Origin of the sequence: Klebsiella sp. M5al, from assembly GCF_002090195.1 — a bacterium.
Taxonomy (GTDB): domain Bacteria; phylum Pseudomonadota; class Gammaproteobacteria; order Enterobacterales; family Enterobacteriaceae; genus Klebsiella; species Klebsiella grimontii.
Window position 1 is genome coordinate 5,623,486 of sequence record NZ_CP020657.1, and the last position, 19,247, is coordinate 5,642,732.

The 19,247-nt window shown below is 58.3% G+C and carries 17 protein-coding genes; 10 read left to right on the forward strand and 7 right to left on the reverse strand.

Annotation, left to right across the window (positions count from 1 at the left end; all coding sequences use genetic code 11):
- Positions 1-50 precede the first annotated feature (50 nt).
- The 4 genes from BWI76_RS27100 to araD are packed head-to-tail and all read left to right on the forward strand — an operon-like array spanning position 51 to position 3,760.
- Complete coding sequence (locus BWI76_RS27100) at positions 51-1,556, forward strand: FGGY-family carbohydrate kinase (protein ID WP_049086987.1); 1,506 nt, start codon at positions 51-53, stop codon at positions 1,554-1,556.
- Positions 1,553-2,215: a 3-keto-L-gulonate-6-phosphate decarboxylase UlaD gene (gene ulaD / locus BWI76_RS27105; protein ID WP_004137786.1), complete on the forward strand. Its 663-nt coding sequence runs from the start codon at positions 1,553-1,555 to the stop codon at positions 2,213-2,215. The genes BWI76_RS27100 and ulaD overlap by 4 nt, the downstream gene beginning before the upstream one ends.
- The gene (locus BWI76_RS27110) at positions 2,208-3,068 is read left to right on the forward strand and encodes an L-ribulose-5-phosphate 3-epimerase (RefSeq protein ID WP_024359740.1); all 861 of its coding nucleotides are present in this window, start codon (positions 2,208-2,210) and stop codon (positions 3,066-3,068) included. The genes ulaD and BWI76_RS27110 overlap by 8 nt, the downstream gene beginning before the upstream one ends.
- Positions 3,062-3,760, forward strand: coding sequence for an L-ribulose-5-phosphate 4-epimerase (araD, locus tag BWI76_RS27115; protein ID WP_004137783.1), 699 nt, complete (start codon positions 3,062-3,064; stop codon positions 3,758-3,760). Before BWI76_RS27110 ends, araD begins: the two co-directional genes overlap by 7 nt.
- Before the next feature lie 159 nt (positions 3,761-3,919).
- Here araD and BWI76_RS27120 read toward each other — a convergent pair whose 3' ends face one another.
- On the reverse strand, positions 3,920-4,723 hold the full coding sequence (locus BWI76_RS27120; protein WP_004137781.1) for an AraC family transcriptional regulator: 804 nt from the start codon (positions 4,721-4,723) through the stop codon (positions 3,920-3,922).
- Positions 4,724-4,977: 254 nt separating this feature from the next.
- On the opposite strand from BWI76_RS27120, the gene BWI76_RS27125 reads away from it, so the two are divergent.
- Positions 4,978-6,378, forward strand: coding sequence for an MFS transporter (locus BWI76_RS27125; protein WP_004137779.1), 1,401 nt, complete (start codon positions 4,978-4,980; stop codon positions 6,376-6,378).
- 10 nt (positions 6,379-6,388) lie between these two features.
- On the forward strand, positions 6,389-8,350 hold the full coding sequence (locus BWI76_RS27130; RefSeq protein ID WP_004137777.1) for a glycoside hydrolase family 127 protein: 1,962 nt from the start codon (positions 6,389-6,391) through the stop codon (positions 8,348-8,350).
- Positions 8,351-8,457: 107 nt separating this feature from the next.
- On the opposite strand, the gene selB is transcribed toward BWI76_RS27130, so the two are convergent.
- The 5 genes from selB to BWI76_RS27155 all read right to left on the reverse strand — a co-directional run bounded on the left by selB (position 8,458) and on the right by BWI76_RS27155 (position 13,991).
- On the reverse strand, positions 8,458-10,299 hold the full coding sequence (gene selB, locus BWI76_RS27135; RefSeq protein ID WP_004137775.1) for a selenocysteine-specific translation elongation factor: 1,842 nt from the start codon (positions 10,297-10,299) through the stop codon (positions 8,458-8,460).
- Positions 10,296-11,684: an L-seryl-tRNA(Sec) selenium transferase gene (gene selA, locus BWI76_RS27140; RefSeq protein WP_024359735.1), complete on the reverse strand. Its 1,389-nt coding sequence runs from the start codon at positions 11,682-11,684 to the stop codon at positions 10,296-10,298. The genes selB and selA overlap by 4 nt, the downstream gene beginning before the upstream one ends.
- Before the next feature lie 95 nt (positions 11,685-11,779).
- The gene (locus tag BWI76_RS27145) at positions 11,780-12,388 is read right to left on the reverse strand and encodes a glutathione S-transferase (protein WP_024359734.1); all 609 of its coding nucleotides are present in this window, start codon (positions 12,386-12,388) and stop codon (positions 11,780-11,782) included.
- Between the two features lie 91 nt (positions 12,389-12,479).
- Positions 12,480-13,616 carry an HlyD family secretion protein gene (locus tag BWI76_RS27150; protein ID WP_004137771.1) on the reverse strand — a complete coding sequence of 379 codons (1,137 nt, stop codon included), beginning with the start codon at positions 13,614-13,616 and terminating at the stop codon, positions 12,480-12,482.
- Between the two features lie 3 nt (positions 13,617-13,619).
- The gene (locus tag BWI76_RS27155) at positions 13,620-13,991 is read right to left on the reverse strand and encodes a DUF3302 domain-containing protein (protein WP_004137769.1); all 372 of its coding nucleotides are present in this window, start codon (positions 13,989-13,991) and stop codon (positions 13,620-13,622) included.
- Between the two features lie 535 nt (positions 13,992-14,526).
- On the opposite strand from BWI76_RS27155, the gene mtlA reads away from it, so the two are divergent.
- From mtlA to mtlR, 3 genes are all read left to right on the forward strand, one after another.
- Positions 14,527-16,437 carry a PTS mannitol transporter subunit IICBA gene (mtlA, locus tag BWI76_RS27160; protein WP_004137768.1) on the forward strand — a complete coding sequence of 637 codons (1,911 nt, stop codon included), beginning with the start codon at positions 14,527-14,529 and terminating at the stop codon, positions 16,435-16,437.
- A gap of 127 nt (positions 16,438-16,564) precedes the next feature.
- Positions 16,565-17,713, forward strand: a complete 1,149-nt coding sequence (gene mtlD / locus BWI76_RS27165; RefSeq protein ID WP_049086982.1) for a mannitol-1-phosphate 5-dehydrogenase — start codon at positions 16,565-16,567, stop codon at positions 17,711-17,713.
- Positions 17,710-18,306, forward strand: coding sequence for a mannitol operon repressor MtlR (gene mtlR / locus BWI76_RS27170; protein ID WP_004137764.1), 597 nt, complete (start codon positions 17,710-17,712; stop codon positions 18,304-18,306). Before mtlD ends, mtlR begins: the two co-directional genes overlap by 4 nt.
- On the opposite strand, the gene BWI76_RS27175 is transcribed toward mtlR, so the two are convergent.
- Entirely contained in the window at positions 18,295-18,519 is a 225-nt protein-coding gene (locus BWI76_RS27175; RefSeq protein ID WP_004126554.1) for a hypothetical protein, read from the reverse strand. The two genes, mtlR and BWI76_RS27175, sit on opposite strands and share 12 nt — an antisense overlap.
- 274 nt (positions 18,520-18,793) lie before the next feature.
- On the opposite strand from BWI76_RS27175, the gene BWI76_RS27180 reads away from it, so the two are divergent.
- Positions 18,794-19,156, forward strand: a complete 363-nt coding sequence (locus BWI76_RS27180) for a YibL family ribosome-associated protein (protein ID WP_004137762.1) — start codon at positions 18,794-18,796, stop codon at positions 19,154-19,156.
- Positions 19,157-19,247: the final 91 nt, after the last annotated feature.

Below are 19,247 nucleotides of genomic sequence, written 5' to 3' on the forward strand. Positions count from 1 at the left end.
CGGGCCTGCGAAATATGCCGGGTTCACCCGGTAACAATGAGATGCGAAAGATGAGCAAGAAACAGGCCTTCTGGCTGGGTATTGATTGCGGCGGCACCTATCTGAAAGCCGGTTTATATGACGCCGAAGGTCATGAACATGGCATTGTGCGGCAAGCGCTACGGACGATGTCGCCCCTGCCGGGTTACGCCGAACGCGACATGCGCCAGCTCTGGCAACACTGCGCGGCGACCATTGCCGGGCTATTACAGCAGGCAGGTGTATCCGGCGAACAGATTAAAGGCGTGGGCATCTCCGCTCAGGGTAAGGGCCTCTTTCTCCTCGATAAGCAGGATCGGCCGCTGGGTAACGCCATCCTCTCCTCCGATCGTCGGGCGCTGAAAATCGTTCAGCGCTGGCAGCGGGACCGTATTCCCGAACGGCTCTATCCCGTTACCCGCCAGACGCTGTGGACCGGACATCCGGCTTCTTTGCTGCGCTGGGTAAAAGAGAATGAACCCCAGCGCTACGCGCAAATTGGCTGCGTGATGATGGGGCATGACTATCTGCGCTGGTGCTTAACCGGCGCGAAGGGCTGCGAGGAGAGCAACATCTCCGAGTCCAACCTCTACAACATGGCCATGGGCCAGTACGACCCGCGCCTGACCGAGTGGCTGGGCATCGGTGAAATCGATAGCGCGCTGCCCCCCGTTGTAGGGTCAGCCGAAATTTGCGGGGAGATCACCGCTCAGGCAGCCGCTTTAACCGGTCTGGCGGCGGGTACTCCCGTCGTTGGCGGCCTGTTTGACGTGGTCTCCACCGCCCTTTGCGCCGGGATTGAGGATGAGTCGACCCTCAATGCGGTGATGGGGACCTGGGCCGTCACTAGCGGTATCGCTCACGGCCTGCGCGACCATGAGGCCCACCCTTACGTCTATGGCCGCTACGTCAATGACGGCCAGTATATCGTTCACGAAGCCAGCCCGACCTCATCCGGCAACCTCGAATGGTTTACCGCCCAGTGGGGCGATCTCTCGTTTGATGAGATCAATCAGGCCGTCGCCAGCCTGCCGAAAGCCGGGAGCGAGCTGTTTTTTCTGCCGTTTCTCTATGGCAGCAACGCCGGGCTGGAGATGACCTGCGGCTTTTACGGCATGCAGGCGCTGCATACCCGCGCGCACCTGCTGCAGGCGGTTTATGAAGGCGTGGTATTTAGCCATATGACCCACCTCAGCCGTATGCGCGAACGCTTTACAAACGTTCAGGCCCTGCGCGTCACCGGCGGCCCGGCGCACTCCGACGTCTGGATGCAGATGCTGGCGGACGTCAGCGGCTTACGCATTGAACTCCCGCAGGTGGAAGAGACCGGCTGCTTTGGCGCGGCCCTCGCCGCTCGCGTCGGCACCGGCGTATACCGCAGCTTTAGCGAAGCCCGGCGCGCCCGGCAGCACCCGGTGCGCACGCTGCTGCCCGATATGACCGCCCACGCGCGCTATCAGCGCAAATACCGCCACTACCTGCATTTGATTGAAGCACTACAGGGCTATCACGCCCGTATTAAGGAGCACGCATTATGAGCCGACCATTACTGCAGCTGGCGCTCGACCATACCAGCCTTCAGGCTGCGCAGCGCGATGTCGCCCTGCTACAGGATCACGTTGATATTGTGGAGGCGGGAACCATCCTCTGCTTAACCGAAGGGCTTAGCGCGGTTAAAGCCCTGCGCGCCCAGTGTCCGGGGAAGATCATCGTCGCCGACTGGAAAGTCGCCGACGCCGGTGAAACCCTGGCGCAGCAGGCCTTTGGCGCTGGCGCCAACTGGATGACCATCATCTGCGCCGCACCGCTCGCCACGGTCGAGAAAGGCCACGCCGTGGCCCAGGCCTGCGGCGGTGAAATTCAGATGGAGCTGTTCGGCAACTGGACGCTGGATGACGCCCGCGCCTGGTACCGTACCGGCGTCCATCAGGCGATTTACCATCGCGGACGCGATGCCCAGGCCAGCGGGCAGCAGTGGGGGGAGGCGGATCTGGCGCGCATGAAAGCGCTGTCCGATATTGGCCTTGAGCTATCGATTACCGGCGGCATTACCCCAGCCGATCTACCGCTGTTCAAAGATATCAACGTCAAAGCCTTTATTGCCGGGCGCGCGCTGGCAGGCGCCGCCCATCCGGCGCGGGTTGCCGCCGAATTCCACGCGCAAATCGACGCTATCTGGGGAGAACAGCATGCGTAACCACCCGTTAGGTATTTATGAAAAAGCGCTGGCGAAGGATCTCAGCTGGCCTGAGCGGCTGGTACTGGCCAAAAGCTGCGGTTTTGATTTTGTCGAAATGTCGGTGGACGAGACCGATGAACGCCTTTCGCGCCTGGAGTGGACCCCGGCCCAGCGCGCATCGCTGGTGAGCGCGATGCTGGAAACCGGCGTCGCCATTCCCTCGATGTGCTTGTCCGCCCATCGCCGTTTCCCCTTTGGCAGCCGCGATGAAGCGGTACGCGATCGGGCGCGAGAGATTATGACCAAAGCCATCCGCCTGGCGCGCGATCTGGGGATCCGCACCATCCAGCTGGCGGGTTACGACGTCTATTACGAAGAGCATGATGAAGGCACCCGGCAGCGTTTTGCCGAAGGGCTGGCCTGGGCGGTAGAACAGGCCGCCGCCGCGCAGGTAATGCTGGCGGTGGAGATCATGGACACCGCCTTTATGAACTCCATCAGCAAATGGAAAAAGTGGGACGAGATGCTTTCGTCACCGTGGTTTACCGTCTACCCGGACGTCGGCAACCTCAGCGCCTGGGGAAACGACGTCACCGCCGAGCTGAAGCTGGGCATCGATCGTATCGCCGCCATCCACCTGAAAGATACGCTGCCCGTGACCGACGATAGCCCTGGCCAGTTCCGCGACGTGCCGTTCGGCGAAGGATGCGTCGATTTTGTCGGCATTTTTAAGACGCTGCGCGAGCTGAACTACCGCGGTTCATTTTTGATTGAGATGTGGACGGAGAAAGCCAGCGAGCCGGTGCTGGAGATTATCCAGGCCCGGCGCTGGATCGAATCACGGATGCAGGAAGGGGGATTCACATGTTAGAACAACTGAAAGCCGAGGTACTGGCGGCAAACCTGGCCCTCCCCGCACACGGCCTGGTCACCTTTACCTGGGGCAACGTCAGCGCGGTCGATGAAACGCGCAAGCTGATGGTCATTAAGCCCTCCGGCGTCGAATATGAGGTGATGACCGCCGACGATATGGTGGTCGTAGAGATGGCCAGCGGTAAAGTCGTTGAAGGCGGTAAAAAACCCTCTTCAGATACGCCAACGCATCTGGCGCTTTATCGCCGCTATCCGCAGATCGGCGGGATCGTGCATACCCACTCCCGCCACGCGACGATCTGGTCGCAGGCCGGGCTCGATCTCCCCGCCTGGGGCACCACCCACGCCGACTACTTCTATGGCGCGATCCCCTGTACCCGACGGATGACCGTTGAGGAGATTAACGGCGAGTATGAGTATCAGACCGGCGAGGTGATTATCAAAACCTTTGAACAGCGCGGCCTGGATCCGGCGCAAATCCCGGCGGTATTGGTCCATTCACACGGCCCCTTTGCCTGGGGTAAAGACGCCGCCGACGCCGTACATAACGCCGTGGTGCTGGAGGAGTGCGCCTACATGGGCCTCTTCTCGCGCCAGCTGGCGCCACAGCTGCCGGATATGCAGTCTGAACTGCTCGATAAACACTATCTGCGTAAACACGGCGCGAACGCCTATTACGGGCAAAACTAGTCCCGCGGAACTCCCCGGATAAGGCGCTTTGCGCCGCCCCCGGGGGAAGCGTGCAGGATGTTGCTGAACTTTCCCGGAGGCGATGCTGCGCATCTGTCCGGGCTACGCGTCCCCGGCGCTCTGCGGTCAGCACCGCGCCGGCGGGAAAACCCATCAACCCTACGCCGAATTAATATGTTCCTTGCAGTAACGACGCTTCCACGCCGCCGGCGTCAGGCTGGTGTGCTTGCGGAAAATCTTGCGAAAATAGCCGACATCGTTAAACCCGCATTTCATCGCCACCTCGGTAATCGACAGGGAATCGCTGATAAGCAGCTTTTCCGCCGCCCTTACCCGCTGACGGTGCAGCGCTTCGGTTAACGTCAGCCGGAAAGCATGGCGATAAACGCGCCCCAGATAATCCGCGTTGCAGTGCAGCTCCTGCGCCAGCGTGGATGCGGAAAGGGGCAAATGAAACCGGGTACGAATGATTTGCTGCGCTCTCCACGCCAGCGCGTTGCCGGGACTGTCGGCGGGCTGTTCGCCTGCTGCCGCCGAAATTTGCTGCAAAATCAGCAGCAGGATCAGCTCCAGCGCCACGCTACGATGAATATTTTCCTGCTCGCGTAAGAATTGACGGAACAGTGAAATAATATACTGCGGGTCATTAACGCGCATATGTTGTGGAATAGAAAGCAGCGCATCACCCTCACCCGACGTCACTTCAAAATGCAGCCAGTAGAATTTTAAATCTGACGGAAACAGTCCGATCCCCACATGTAATCGCTGCGGCCAGAGCAGCAAACTTTCCCCGGCATTCACGCTAAAAACTTTGTTGTTTTCGCGAATCGTTAATGTCCCTTTTTCCACAAAGATTATTTCCCAGGAGTGAAGCTGACGAGCCGGATGGCTGCCGACGCCGCGGGAAATAAACAACCCGCCGTTCTGCACCTTAATCGGAAGTGACATGGATAATTCAAGCATAGATATTCAACATTCCGCTTTTTTCATCATAAATAACCTCTCATTGCCATTGATTATTCACGATAAAATAGGGTGCTGCCGGATCGAAATCACATTTTTATCATCAGGTCGGAATCGTCCTCTTTTTATACTTTTTCATTCCCTTGTTGCCCCCCATATTTCGTGCAGAATAAATAACGTAATTTGCAAATAACACAATTAAAGCCCGCGCCTCAGCGGGATATTATTCCGCACATCATCTCCGGGAGTTATTTATGACTTCGGCTCCGATTACTACAAGCGATTTAGCACGGCGCGTCCAGGACGACAAACTATCCCTACGGGAAAAAATAGGCTACGGACTTGGCGACGCGGGCGGGACGGTGATTACCTGCCTGATCATGAACTTTTTGACTTTTTTCTATACCGATGTCTTCGGCCTGACGCCCGCGCTGGTCGGAACCCTGTTTCTGGCCCTGCGCGTTTTTGACGCCGTTTCCGATCCTATCATGGGCGTGCTGGCCGACCGTACCCAAAGCCGCTGGGGGCGCTTTCGTCCCTGGCAGCTGTGGATTGCCGTGCCGATCGGCGTTATCGGCGTTCTGACGTTTACCGTGCCCGATGCCAGCATGGGGGTAAAAATCGCCTGGGCGTTCGGCACCTATCTGCTGCTCTCGGTGAGCTACACCGCGATTAACGTCCCCTACTGCGCGCTGATCAACACCATGACCACGCGCCATACCGAGGTTATCTCATGTCAGGCATGGCGTTTTGTGCTGTGCGGCGTGGCGGGTTTCTTAGTCTCCGTTGGGCTGCCGTGGCTGGTGAAAGCGCTCGGTAAGGGCGATACCGCGCAGGGCTATCAGTACGGCGTCGCCGTACTCTGCGCCATCGCGGTGGCGATGTTCCTGTGCTGCTTTTTCTGGGTTCGCGAACGCGTCTCGCTGGATGTGATGGGCAAATTTACCCTGCGCGAGCACATCGCCGGCCTGCGCAATAATGACCAGCTGCTGCTGATGCTGGTGATGTCGTTCCTGCTGATCAACGTTTTTAATATCCGCGGCGGCGGCTATATGTACTTCATCACCTACGTGCTGGGCGGCTCCACCGGCTACACCTCGCTATTCTTCACCATGGTGACCTTCGCCTCGATTGCGGGCTCCGCGATCATCAATCTGCTGTCGCGCCGCTTCGATACCGTCAAACTCTACTATTACACCAACCTGGCGCTGGCTGCGCTGGCCGTCGCGATGTGGTTTTTACCAATCGGGGCGGCATACCAGACCCTGTGGCTGATCGTCATCCTCGGCAACGGCATTATTCTCGGCTTCACCCTGCCGCTGCACTTTTCGCTGATGGCCTTCTCCGACGACTACGGCGAATGGAAAACCGGGGTGCGCTCTTCCGGTATGAACTTCGCCTTTAACCTGTTCTTTATCAAGCTGGCATGGGCCTCCAGCGCCGGCATTATCAGCGTCGTGTTTATCTACGTGGCTTACCAGCCGGGCGTGGAAAACCAAACGGCCTCATCCCTGGCGGGCATCTCCTCAATGGAGACCCTGCTGCCCGCCCTGTTCCATCTGCTGCTGGCCTTCACTATTCGCGCCTGCAAGCTTAACAATCCGATGATGGCGCGCATTGCCAGCGACCTGCGCACGCGTCACGTTCAGCCTTAAGGAGTCCGTCATGCCCGTTATGGAAGTCGATCTGCACAAACTGAAAATCAACGATCCGTTCCTCGGCCAGTACCAGCAGCTGGTGCGCGATGTGGTGATCCCCTACCAGTGGGATGCGCTTAACGACCGCATCGAAGAGGCGGATCCTAGCCATGCGATAGAGAACTTCCGCATCGCCGCCGGGCGACAGGAGGGCGAATTCTACGGCATGGTCTTTCAGGACAGCGACGTGGCGAAATGGCTGGAGGCGGTGGCCTGGTCGCTGTGTCAGAAGCCGGACGCCGAGCTGGAAAAAACCGCCGACGAGGTAATTGAACTGGTCGCGGCCGCCCAGTGTGAAGATGGCTATCTGAATACATATTTCACGGTCAAAGCGCCCGAGGAGCGCTGGACTAACCTCGCCGAATGCCACGAACTGTACTGCGCCGGCCACATGATTGAAGCGGGCGTCGCCTTCTTCCAGGCCACCGGCAAGCGTCGTCTGCTGGAAGTCGTCTGCCGCCTCGCTGACCACATCGATAGCGTGTTTGGCCCCGGAGAGAACCAGCTGCACGGCTACCCTGGCCATCCGGAAATCGAGCTGGCGTTAATGCGCCTGTACGACGTCACTCAGGAGCCACGCTATATCGCGCTGGTGAAGTACTTCGTTGAGGCGCGCGGCACGCAGCCGCATTTTTACGATATCGAATATGAGAAGCGCGGCAAAACCTCTTACTGGAACACCTACGGTCCGGCGTGGATGGTGATGGATAAGCCCTACAGCCAGGCGCATCAGCCGATTTCCGAACAGCCGGTCGCCATCGGCCACGCGGTGCGTTTCGTCTATCTGATGGCCGGCGTTGCCCACCTCGCCCGTTTAAGTCAGGACGAGGGCAAGCGCCAGGATTGCCTGCGCCTGTGGAAAAATATGGCCCAGCGTCAGCTGTATATCACCGGCGGCATCGGCTCGCAGAGCAGCGGGGAGGCCTTCAGCAGCGACTATGACCTGCCAAACGACACGGTCTATGCCGAAAGCTGTGCTTCCATTGGCCTGATGATGTTTGCCCGCCGGATGCTGGAGATGGAAGCCGACAGCCAATATGCCGACGTGATGGAGCGCGCGCTGTATAACACCGTGCTGGGCGGCATGGCGCTCGACGGCAAGCACTTCTTCTACGTCAATCCGCTGGAAGTGCATCCAAAATCCTTAAAATTCAACCATATTTACGATCACGTTAAGCCCGTCCGCCAGCGCTGGTTCGGCTGCGCGTGCTGCCCGCCGAATATTGCCCGCGTGCTGACCTCGCTGGGACACTATATCTACACGCCGCACGACGATGCCCTGTACATCAACCTGTATATCGGCAATAGCGCGGAGATCCCGGTGGGCAATGAGGCGCTGCGCCTGCGCATCAGCGGCAACTATCCGTGGCAGGAACAGGTGCAGATAGTCATCGATTCATCGTCACCTGTGCATCATACCCTGGCCCTGCGCCTGCCGGACTGGTGCGATAAGCCGCAGGTGACGCTCAACGGCGCGCCGGTTACGCAGGACGTACGCAAAGGGTATCTGTACATCAGCCATCTCTGGCAGGAGGGCGACACGCTGCTGTTAACCCTGCCGATGCCGGTGCGCCGCATTTATGGTAACCCGCTGGTGCGCCACCAGGCAGGTCAGGTCGCCGTCCAGCGCGGCCCGCTGGTTTACTGCCTGGAGCAGGCGGATAACGGCGAGCAATTGCATAACCTGCAGCTGCCGCGCGACGCCCGATTTATCACTGTAGAAGGCAAAGGGATTTTTGCCCGCAAGATACTTCTCCAGGCGCCGGGCTATAAGCAAACGGCGGAAGATGCCGAGCAGCAGGCGCTGTGGCGTTACGATCGCGCGCCGTCCAGCCGTCAGCCGCACCTGCTGACCTTCATCCCGTGGTTTAGCTGGGCCAACCGCGGCGAAGGCGAGATGCGTATCTGGGTGAACGAAGCGGAAGCGTAAGTGTGAGGATTCCCCGGTGGCGCTGCGCTTACCGGGGCAACAAGGTTTGTGCCTTATCGTAGCCCGGGTCAGGCGTTCACGCCGCGACCCGGGACAACCTGCTTATGCTAAAGAAACAGCGCCTTATCGCGCAGGATATGGTCATTACCGCGACGGCGGGTAAAGCCGATACGGTCGAAATACTCGAGGATCTGAATCGCCAGCTTGCGCCCGACGTTCAGCGTATCGCGGAAATCCGCCGCGCAGGTTGATCCCCTCTCCAGATCCAGCTCGCGGATCATTTTGGCAAACGCCACAATCCGATCGTTGCGATAGTAGCGATCTTTGACGATCGCGGTAATCATCCCCTGCTGCGCCGCCTGGCGTAATACCGCTCGCATTAACGACTCTTCCACGTTGGCTTCCCGCGCCAGATCGCGCACCCACCATGGCTCATCGGCAAACAGCCCGACCACCCGCTGCCAGATGGCCTGCTGCTCGTCGGTAAAGCCCGCTTTATGCTCCGGCAGATGCAGCCATCCGTGGTGGCTGTGAACAGTGCCGCTTTCGCGCATCTGCTCAATCAACAGCAGCACCAGCGCCTCATCTTCCATCGGCAGCGCAATACGCCGCAGCCGCTCGCGGCCCGGCCCGGGCTCATCGCGATGCTGGTCGTGGTAACGCGCCAAGGCGTCGAGCAGTTTCCGCTGCCAGCGCGCGGCAAGCGGGGCGCTCAGCAGACTATTGCCCGCCTGCAGGTAATCAGGACGGTTAATCAGCGCCTTCAGCCCCTCGTCGCTGAGCTGACGCGCCCAGGCGAAATCATCGAGGCGCACCGCGTCGCGCTGAAGGTGAATATCCAGCGCCTGGACGTCATCGCCCTGCGCGGCGGCCAGCGCATGCAGCCACTGTAAATACTCCGGCTTACGCTTGCCCCGGCGCGGCGGATTGAGGGTCACCACTCGCGCGCCGGCCAGCGTCAGGCGCGCGGAAATATCGCGCAGCACCAGACGGTCGTTATCCGCCAGCCGCAGCGGCGTATCGAGAACCAGCTCCGCCAGCGCGCCTTCGAGCAGCGACACGCGGCCGGTAATATGGCTGGCGGCGTGGTGGATATGCAGCGGCTGCCACTGGCTAAGCGGCGTATGGCACTGGAGTTCGACAATGACCCGTTCAGAGGCTTCCGGCGGTGGTACCGCCAGCAGCCAGTCGCCGCGGTTAAGATCCTCCTTTTGCGCATCGCCGACAATATTCAGCGCGATGCGCTGACCGGCCCACGCTTTCGCCACCGGCTGATTCTGCGCGTGCAGCCCGCGCACGCGCATCGGTTTATCGACGCCGGTCAGCCACAGCGTATCGCCAACGTTAACTTCGCCGGAAAGCGCCGTCCCGGTGACCACCAGCCCCGCGCCTTTGACGGTAAACGCCCGGTCGATCGCCAGGCGAAAACGCTGATGCTGTGGGTGAGCGCGCGCGGAAAGCTGCAGGAGATGATCGCGCAGCCCGGCGATACCCAGGCCTTCCGTCGCCGCGACGGTAAACAGGGTCGCGCCGGTAAAGCCGAACTCCGCCAGCGCCGCCTCGGCCTCCGCCTTCACTTCCTCAACCCGCGCCGTTTCTACGCGGTCCGCTTTGGTCAGCGCCACGGTTAACGTCGGCTTCCCCGTGAGCTGGAGGATCGCCAGATGCTCGCGCGTCTGCGCCATCACCCCATCATCGCAGGCCACCACCAGCAGCGCGTGATCGATACCGCCGACGCCGGCCAGCATATTGGACAAAAACTTTTCGTGGCCGGGGACGTCGATAAAACCCAGCACCCGCCCGTCGGGCTGCGGCCAGTAGGCGTAGCCCAGGTCGATAGTCATCCCGCGCGCTTTCTCTTCCGGCAGGCGATCGGCGTTGATGCCGGTAATCGCCTGTAGCAGCGTGGTTTTGCCGTGGTCAACGTGTCCGGCGGTGGCAATAATCATCTCAATAACATCTCCATAAACCGGGGTTCATCCTCAAGACAGCGCAGGTCCAGCCACAGGCGTCCATCGTAGATCCTGCCAATAACCGGCACGGGCAACAGACGCCAGCGCGCCGCCAGGGCTTCCAGCCGGCTGCCGCGGCCATCGCGCGGAGTAAAGGTCAACGCCGCGCTGGGCAAGCGGTCTACCGGCAGCGAACCGCTGCCGATCTGCGACAGACATGGCTCAACCTGCAGGTCAAAATCAGCATAATGCGCAGCCAGCGCGGCCTGAATGCGCTCGCCCTGCTGGCGGATCGCCTCCGCCTGGCGGGTCAGCAGCCGCAGGGTCGGCAGTTCAGCGGCCAGCTTTTCCGGGTGCAGATAGAGGCGCAGCGTGGCCTCCAGCGCCGCGAGGGTCATTTTATCCGCCCGCAGGGCGCGCTTGAGCGGATGGCTCTGCAAACGGGCGATCAGCGCTTTCTTTCCGACAATAATTCCCGCCTGCGGGCCGCCCAGCAGCTTATCGCCGGAGAAGCTCACCAGGCTGACGCCGGCGGCAATCATCTCCTGCGGCATCGGCTCTTTCGGCAGGCCGTACTGGCTTAAATCCACCAGCGAGCCGCTACCGAGATCGGCGACCACCGGGATATTCAGTTCGCGGCCAATCTCCGCCAGCGCCGCCTCATCGACTGCTTTAGTAAAGCCCTCGATGCTGTAGTTGCTGGTGTGCACCTTCATCAGCAGGCCGGTATTGTCATTAACGGCCTGACGATAATCTTTCGCATGGGTGCGGTTCGTGGTTCCGACTTCATGCAGGACGCAGCCCGCCTGGCGCATTACGTCAGGAATACGGAACGCGCCGCCGATCTCCACCAGCTCGCCGCGCGACACCACCACCTCGCTGCCGCTGGCGGTTGCCGCCAGCATCAGCAGCACTGCTGCAGCATTGTTGTTGACGATACACGCATCCTCCGCGCCGGTGATCCGGCAAAGCAGGTCGGCCAGCGCGCGGTCGCGGTGGCCGCGTCCGGCATCATCAAGATCGTATTCCAGCGTCACCGGCGCGCGCATCGCCTGGGCAACCGCCGTCACCGCCGCTTCCGCCTGAATCGCCCGGCCAAGATTGGTGTGCAGCACGGTGCCGGTCAGGTTGAACACCGGGCGCAGCGCGCTCTGTTGCGTTTGGCTCAAACGACGCGAGGTCTCCATCAGCCACGCTTCGCACCAGCCCGGCAGCGCCTGGTTCAGACGGATATATTCCCGCGCCTCGTCCAGCATCTGACGCAGCAGCGCCACCGTCTGGGAGTGACCATATTGCATCAGCAGCGGTGAAAATGCGGGGTCGCGGAGTAAACGGTCGATGGCCGGAAGCCGGGTATAAAGCGCACGAATTTCGCTAGTCATGAATGAACCTATTTTCCCCCCTCCCGCCGGGAGAGGGAGTCAACAAATGAGCGGCAATTGTAATACCTCCGCGCAAAAACTGTTACCCGTCTGGGTCAACTCACCGGCGGTTCGGTGCGCGCAAAGCTGGCGCGCTGAAAGAGGGAATCCACCAGCCGAACCAGCTTCGGTCGGGTGGCGCACCAGCCCGGCGCGACGCGGCGGAAGTTGAGATAAGCGATGGCGCAGGCGGTCGAAATGGTCGCCAGATTGACCTCCTCAGGACGTAACGTGCCGTCATTCGCATACCCTTCCAGCGCATCAAGACCGCGCGCGATTTTTTCACGCTGGCGCAGCAGTTCGCTTTCCGACTGCTGGGCCGCAGGGCGCGTTTTCTCCCGTACCAGCATTTGCGCAGCTTCCATCACGCCATCAGCCAGCGCTTCAATTTGACGCAATTTCAGCGCAGCCTTCGGCGCCGCAGGCAGCATATCCGGCGCGATGCCGAGCTGCTCCAGATATTGCGCAATAATGGGCGAGTCGTACCAGCATTCACCGTCATCGGTGACCAGCGCGGGTACTTTTCCCAGCGGATTGTACTGCGCCACGCCGTTGGTCTCGTGGTAAGGGAATTCGTTGACGAACTCGAAGGGAATCGCTTTTTCCAGCAGTATGATGGAAATTTTGCGCACAAAGGGACTGGTGTAGCTGCCGATCAGTTTCATTGCCTGCTCCTTTCGCCAACAAAGTAGTCAGTATGGCGCAGTCGCAGGCAAATAGCAGAGAGAGAAATCACCTCATGCCAGACCGACCCCGCTAATGGTCCAGATAGAGATAGTGCATCCAGCTGGTCATCCGCAGCAGCACCTTGCGCATCACTGAAACATGGGTGAAATGATCGGAGTAGACTGCCACCTGGGCGTAAATACCGTCAGGCAGGGCATCTACGGCGGCGTCGGGCTCCAGCTCAATGGTCGCCAGCACGCCGTCGGTGCCCGGCGTCACCGTCAACGCCTGCAGCGTGCCCTGCGCCTGGTACGTTCCCCCCGGCACGACGGGCAGGATGCTCACCAGCTTGCCGCGAAAGACCTGGCCCGGCAGCGCGTTGAACACCGCTTCGGCATCGTCGCCCTTCTCCAGCCTGAGCAGCGAATTTTGCCGGAACTGCGCCACAATCAGCCGTTTTTGCTGGGGGATAAAGACCATCACCGGACGCAGCGGCAGCGAGGCGGCATAGGTCCCAGGACGAATTAACACCTGGGTGATATAGCCGTCGCTGGGCGCGCGTACGGTCGTCTGATCGAGGTTATATTTCGCCTCCGCCAGCTGCGCGCGCAGGCTAACCACCTGCGACTGCTCACCGTTTATTATGCTATCGAGCTGGCTCTGGATCTGCGCCTGCTCCGCGACCGACCCTTTCACCATCGCATCCTGGGCCAGATAATTTTGCCGGGCATTATCGATATCGCTTTCCGAAAACGGATTGACCCGCGCCTGGCTTCCTTTCAGGTAGCGCTGATAATCCTTATACAGGCGATCGCGCTCCGCCGAAACGCGGGTGGTATTGGCCTGAGCCTCAGAAAGCTGGGCTTTAAGGGTATTAATACTGTGCAGCGCGGTAACAAGGTCGGCCTGTAGCCTGTCCACCCGGGCCTGATAACGCGCCGGATCGATGGTAAACAGCACCTCTCCCTTTTTAACCCGTTGATTGGCTTTATCCGTGACGCTGCTGACCACCCCGGTGACCTGCGGCGTAATAGGAATAGAAATAACCGCTTTTTGCGCGGTAAAGGTATATGGGTGGTTGTAGTTCATTAATAAGATAAGCGCGCTAACAATAAATACGCCACCCAGCGCCGCGGTGGGAACCGTCCATTTATTTACCGGGATCTTAAATATTTTAAATATCGACCAGGCAATCGCCACATAGGTCAAAATAATCAGTAGATCCATGAGTTATTTCTCCACCGAAGGAGGTTGAGCTGACAGTCGAAGACCGGTTATTTGCTGCTCGAGCGCGATAACCCGCTGGCGCAGTTCGCTGATTTCGCCCTCCTCTTCCGCCGCCTCAGACGGCGCCCCATCCCGCCCGTGCTGCATGCCCCAGCCGCGTTCAGGCCGATAAAGCGTGGCCCAGATCCATAAAAACGGCCAGATGACGTGCAGCGTAAAAAGACTCACCCAGCCTGCGACGTGAATCGCATCGGCATGCGGGTGATTACGTTTCTTCGCGATCAGGTAAGGAATATCATGGAGAATGATGATTCCATAAAAAATCACCAGAAATACAAAGATCAGAACGCCGAGCGCAAAATAATTGAGAAACATAATTTCCTCGGATTTACGCTAATTATTTTTAAGATGTGTGTCGGGCCGGATAAAAAAATGGCCGACAAACTGAGCATAATTCACCCGTTTCATTTTCGCCATTGACGACTAAAATGTTCTTGAGCAGATCGCGTTGCTGAATGACGCATCGGCAAGCGGAACGCGGCATAACCTGCGCGAGATCACACCAGGTTAAATCCGGGTGAAAATATTTTGTGATATACATCACAAACAAATAACAAAATGCCAAAGTAAATTTGTGATCTTCATCATATAAAAATGCATAACCCCCCCTAAAAACCCGGTCTGTTGTTTTTTTACACACCTATTTTGTGATGAAGATCACCACAAAAGACCATCATTGCCCTATATTCATGTGATCTGTATCACATAAAAATCCATCGACTAGACAGCTTAACGATTCAGTGCCAGATTTCGCACTATCACTCAGGGCCCGGCTACCTCTGCCGCCTTATTAACAACAAGCCTCGGGCTTTCAGCCTGCCGATAGCAAAAACAGAAGAAGGGGTGTTTTATGTCATCCGATATCAAGATCAAAGTGCAAAGCTTTGGTCGTTTCCTCAGCAATATGGTGATGCCAAATATCGGCGCGTTTATCGCGTGGGGTATTATCACCGCTCTATTCATTCCGACAGGATGGTTACCGAACGAAACGCTGGCGAAGCTGGTTGGTCCGATGATCACCTATCTGCTGCCGCTGCTGATCGGTTATACCGGCGGTAAGCTGGTTGGCGGCGAGCGCGGCGGCGTAGTCGGCGCGATTACCACCATGGGCGTTATCGTCGGCGCGGATATGCCGATGTTCCTCGGCTCCATGATCGCCGGCCCGCTGGGCGGCTGGGCAATTAAAAAATTCGACGTCTGGGTAGACGGTAAGATTAAATCCGGTTTTGAGATGCTGGTGAATAACTTCTCCGCAGGCATCATCGGTATGATCCTCGCCATTCTGGCGTTCCTCGGCATTGGCCCGGCGGTTGAAATCCTGTCGAAAATTTTGGCCGCAGGCGTTAACTTCATGGTGGCACACGAGATGCTGCCGCTGGCGTCTATCTTTGTTGAACCGGCGAAAATCCTGTTCCTCAACAACGCCATTAACCACGGTATTTTCTCGCCGCTGGGTATTCAGCAATCCCACGAGCTGGGCAAATCCATCTTCTTCCTGATCGAAGCTAACCCGGGTCCGGGGATGGGCGTCCTGCTGGCGTATATGTTCTTCGGCCGCGGCAGCGCCAAACAGTCCGCGGGCGGTGCGGCAATCATCCACTTCCTCGGCGGTATCCACGAGATTTACTTCCCGTACGTGCTGATGAACCCGCGCCTGATTCTGGCCGTTATCCTCGGCGGGATGACCGGCGTGTTCACGCTGACCATCCTCAACGGTGGTCTGGTCTCTCCGGCTTCTCCGGGCTCCATCCTGGCCGTGCTGGCAATGACGCCGAAGGGCGCCTACTTCGCTAACATCGCCGCGATTGTCGCCGCGATGGCCGTTTCCTTCGTGGTCGCAGCGGTTCTGCTGAAAACCAGCAAAGTGAAAGAAGAAGATGATATCGAAGCCGCGACCCGTCGCATGCACGATATGAAAGCCGAATCCAAAGGCGGCGCGACTCCGCTGGCCGCTGGCGATGTCGCGAACGACCTGAGCCACGTGCGTAAAATCATCGTCGCCTGCGACGCCGGTATGGGCTCCAGCGCCATGGGCGCAGGCGTGCTGCGTAAAAAAGTGCAGGATGCCGGGCTGAGCAACATCTCCGTGACTAACTGTGCAATTAACAACCTGCCGCCGGATGTGGACCTGGTCATCACCCATCGCGATCTGACCGAGCGCGCGATGCGTCAGGTGCCGCAGGCACAGCATATTTCGCTAACCAACTTCCTCGACAGCGGCCTGTACACCAGCTTGACCGAACGTCTGGTGGCGGCGCAGCGCCATACTGACAACGAAGAGAAAGTCCGCGATAGCCTGAAAGACAGCTTCGACGCGGCTGACACCAACCTGTTCAAACTCGGCGCGGAGAACATCTTCCTCGGCCGTAAAGCGGCGACCAAAGAAGAAGCGATTCTGTTTGCCGGCGAGCAGCTGGTGAAAGGCGGCTACGTTGAGCCGGAATACGTCCAGGCGATGCTGGACCGTGAAAAGCTGACCTCCACCTATCTGGGTGAGTCCATCGCGGTACCGCACGGCACTATTGAAGCCAAAGATCGCGTCCTGAAAACCGGCATCGTCTTCTGCCAGTATCCGGAAGGCGTGCGCTTCGGCGAAGAAGAGGACGAGGTGGCTCGCCTGGTTATCGGTATCGCGGCTCGTAATAACGAGCATATTCAGGTCATTACCAGCCTGACTAACGCGCTGGACGATGAGTCGGTGATTGAGCGTCTGACGAAAACCACCAGCGTTGATGAAGTTCTGACGCTGCTGAAAGGGTAATTTGTCTCCCGGCGGTACGCCGGGAAACGCCCCCCCCTCTCTCCTGAGTCATGGGGAGAGGGTTTGGGTGAGGGAAAAGCCTCACCCCAGCCCTCTCAGGTAAAAACATTAATTGAAGGTTAATTCTATGAAAGCATTACATTTTGGCGCAGGTAATATCGGTCGTGGCTTTATCGGCAAACTGCTGGCGGACGCGGGGATACAGCTGACGTTTGCGGATGTAAATCAGGTCGTGCTTGATGCCCTGAATGCCCGTCATAGCTATCAGGTTCACGTGGTCGGCGAGAACGAGCAGGTCGATACCGTTTCCGGCGTTGACGCCGTCAGCAGCATCGGCGACGAAGTTGTAGAGCTGATTGCCAGCGTGGATCTGGTGACCACCGCCGTCGGCCCGGTCGTGCTGGAGCGCATCGCCCCGGCGATTGCCAAAGGCCTGGCTAAACGCAAGGCGCAGGGCGTTACGGCCCCGCTGAATATCATCGCCTGCGAGAATATGGTTCGCGGCACCAGCCAGCTTAAGGGCCACGTTTTTAACGCCCTGGCCGAAGAGGATAAAGCCTGGGTTGAAACCAACGTCGGCTTCGTTGATTCCGCCGTTGACCGCATCGTTCCGCCGTCCGCTTCCGCCACTCACGATCCGCTGGAAGTCACCGTGGAAACCTTCAGCGAGTGGATTGTCGACAAGACCCAGTTCAAAGGCGAGCTGCCGGACATCCCGGGTATGGAATTAACCGATAACCTGATGGCATTTGTCGAACGTAAGCTATTCACCTTAAACACCGGACATGCTATAACCGCCTACCTCGGAAAACTGGCGGGTCACCAGACGATTCGCGACGCGATTCTTGATGAGAATATTCGCGCCGTGGTCAAAGGGGCGATGGAAGAGAGCGGCGCGGTGCTGATCAAACGCTATGCCTTTGATGCGCAAAAGCACGCTGCATACATCCAGAAAATTATTGGTCGTTTTGAGAACCCGTATCTGAAAGATGACGTTGAGCGCGTTGGCCGCCAGCCGCTGCGCAAACTGAGCGCGGGGGATCGCTTAATTAAGCCGCTGCTCGGTACGCTGGAATATGGCCTGCCGCACCGGAATCTGGTGAAAGGGATCGCCGCGGCGATGCATTTCCGCAGCGAAGAGGACCCGCAGGCGCAGGAACTGGCGGCGCTGATTGCCGAGAAAGGCCCGCAGGCGGCGCTGGCGCAGATTTCGGGTCTGGACGCGGCAAGCGAAGTGGTGGCGGAGGCCGTTAACGACTACAGCGCCACCAAATGAGGCAAGACCTGGCGCGGTCCGAACCGCGCCCATTACTCATGTCAGATATGCAGGCAATAATGGAAGAAACACAGGCATTTGAAAACCGTGTGCTTGAACGTCTGAATGCTGGCAAAACCGTAAGAAGCTTCCTGATCGCCACCGTTGAACTGCTGACGGAAGCGGTCAATATTCTGGTGCTTCAGGTATTCCGTAAAGACGACTACGCGGTGAAATACGCAGTGGAGCCGTTGCTGGACGGCGACGGGCCGCTTGGCGACCTTTCTGTACGCCTGAAGCTGATTTACGGCCTTGGGGTGATTAGCCGCGCCGAATATGAAGACGCTGAACTGCTGATGGCCCTGCGCGAAGAGCTGAACCACGACGGTAATGAGTACAGCTTTACCGACGATGAGATCCTTGGGCCGTTTGGCGAACTGCACTGCGTGGCCGCTCTGCCGCCAACGCCGCTATTTGATGAGAGCGATGCGGACCTGCTGGCAATGCAAAAGCTGCGCTACCAGCAGGTCGTACGTTCAACGATGATGCTATCTCTGACCGAGCTGATTTCTAAAATCAGCTTAAAAAAAGCCTTTCAAAAATCAACGCTCTGATTCTGGCTCTTGCTGGTCGCACGTCGGCCGATAAAGCTGACGATAATACTCAAGACGCCGCAGAAATAGCGCTTCCTTATCAGCCGGAATATCCGGCGGTATATGCTGCAAACGCGGAGATTTTTTCAGATATTCCATAAAAGCCTGACTTGAAGCCATAAAATCTACGGCCTTGTCAATAATACGCGGTACGCCGTCGCCGATTTTCGCCATCACGCTCTCCTCTGCTCGGGAATGATCTTATTAAGGATTAGCCAAAAACAGGGTTTCAGATGAGGAAAACGTGCTTAATGACCGACAGGCTTCACAGAAATGAATATTCGCCAACTCTGGCTTAAAATGATTTTTATGTTCAACAAGTTATAATATGCCGCTACGGCTGTTATGACCAAAAAACGGCGACGTTTTGATAAATAACTACCCACAACCCAAGCGACAGCACATACTATAGTCTGATAATGCCCCTTTCTTAATAGATTAAGCCATCATGAAAGAAGTCGAAAAAAACGAAATTAAACGTCTGAGCGATCGCCTTGACGCCATCCGCCACCAGCAGGCCGATCTCTCCCTGGTTGAAGCCGCAGAAAAATACGCCGAACTGGAAAAAGAGAAAACCACCATTGAGGCAGAAATCATCCGCCTGCGTGAGGTTCAGGGCCAGAAGCTGAGCAAAGAAGCGCAAAAGCTGATGGACATGCCGCATCGCCGCGCCATCACCAAAAAAGAGCAGGCCGATATGGGCAAGCTCAAGAAAAGCGTGCGCGGTCTGGTTGTTGTTCACCCGATGACCGCGCTGGGCCGCGAAATGGGCCTCAAAGAGATGACCGGCTTCGCCAAAACCGCTTTCTAATCCTGTCGTCCCCGGGGGCGGCGCTTGACGCGCCTTGCCCGGGCTACGGGTTCACCGCCACCTGCGGGCCGGTAGCCCGGACAGATGCGCC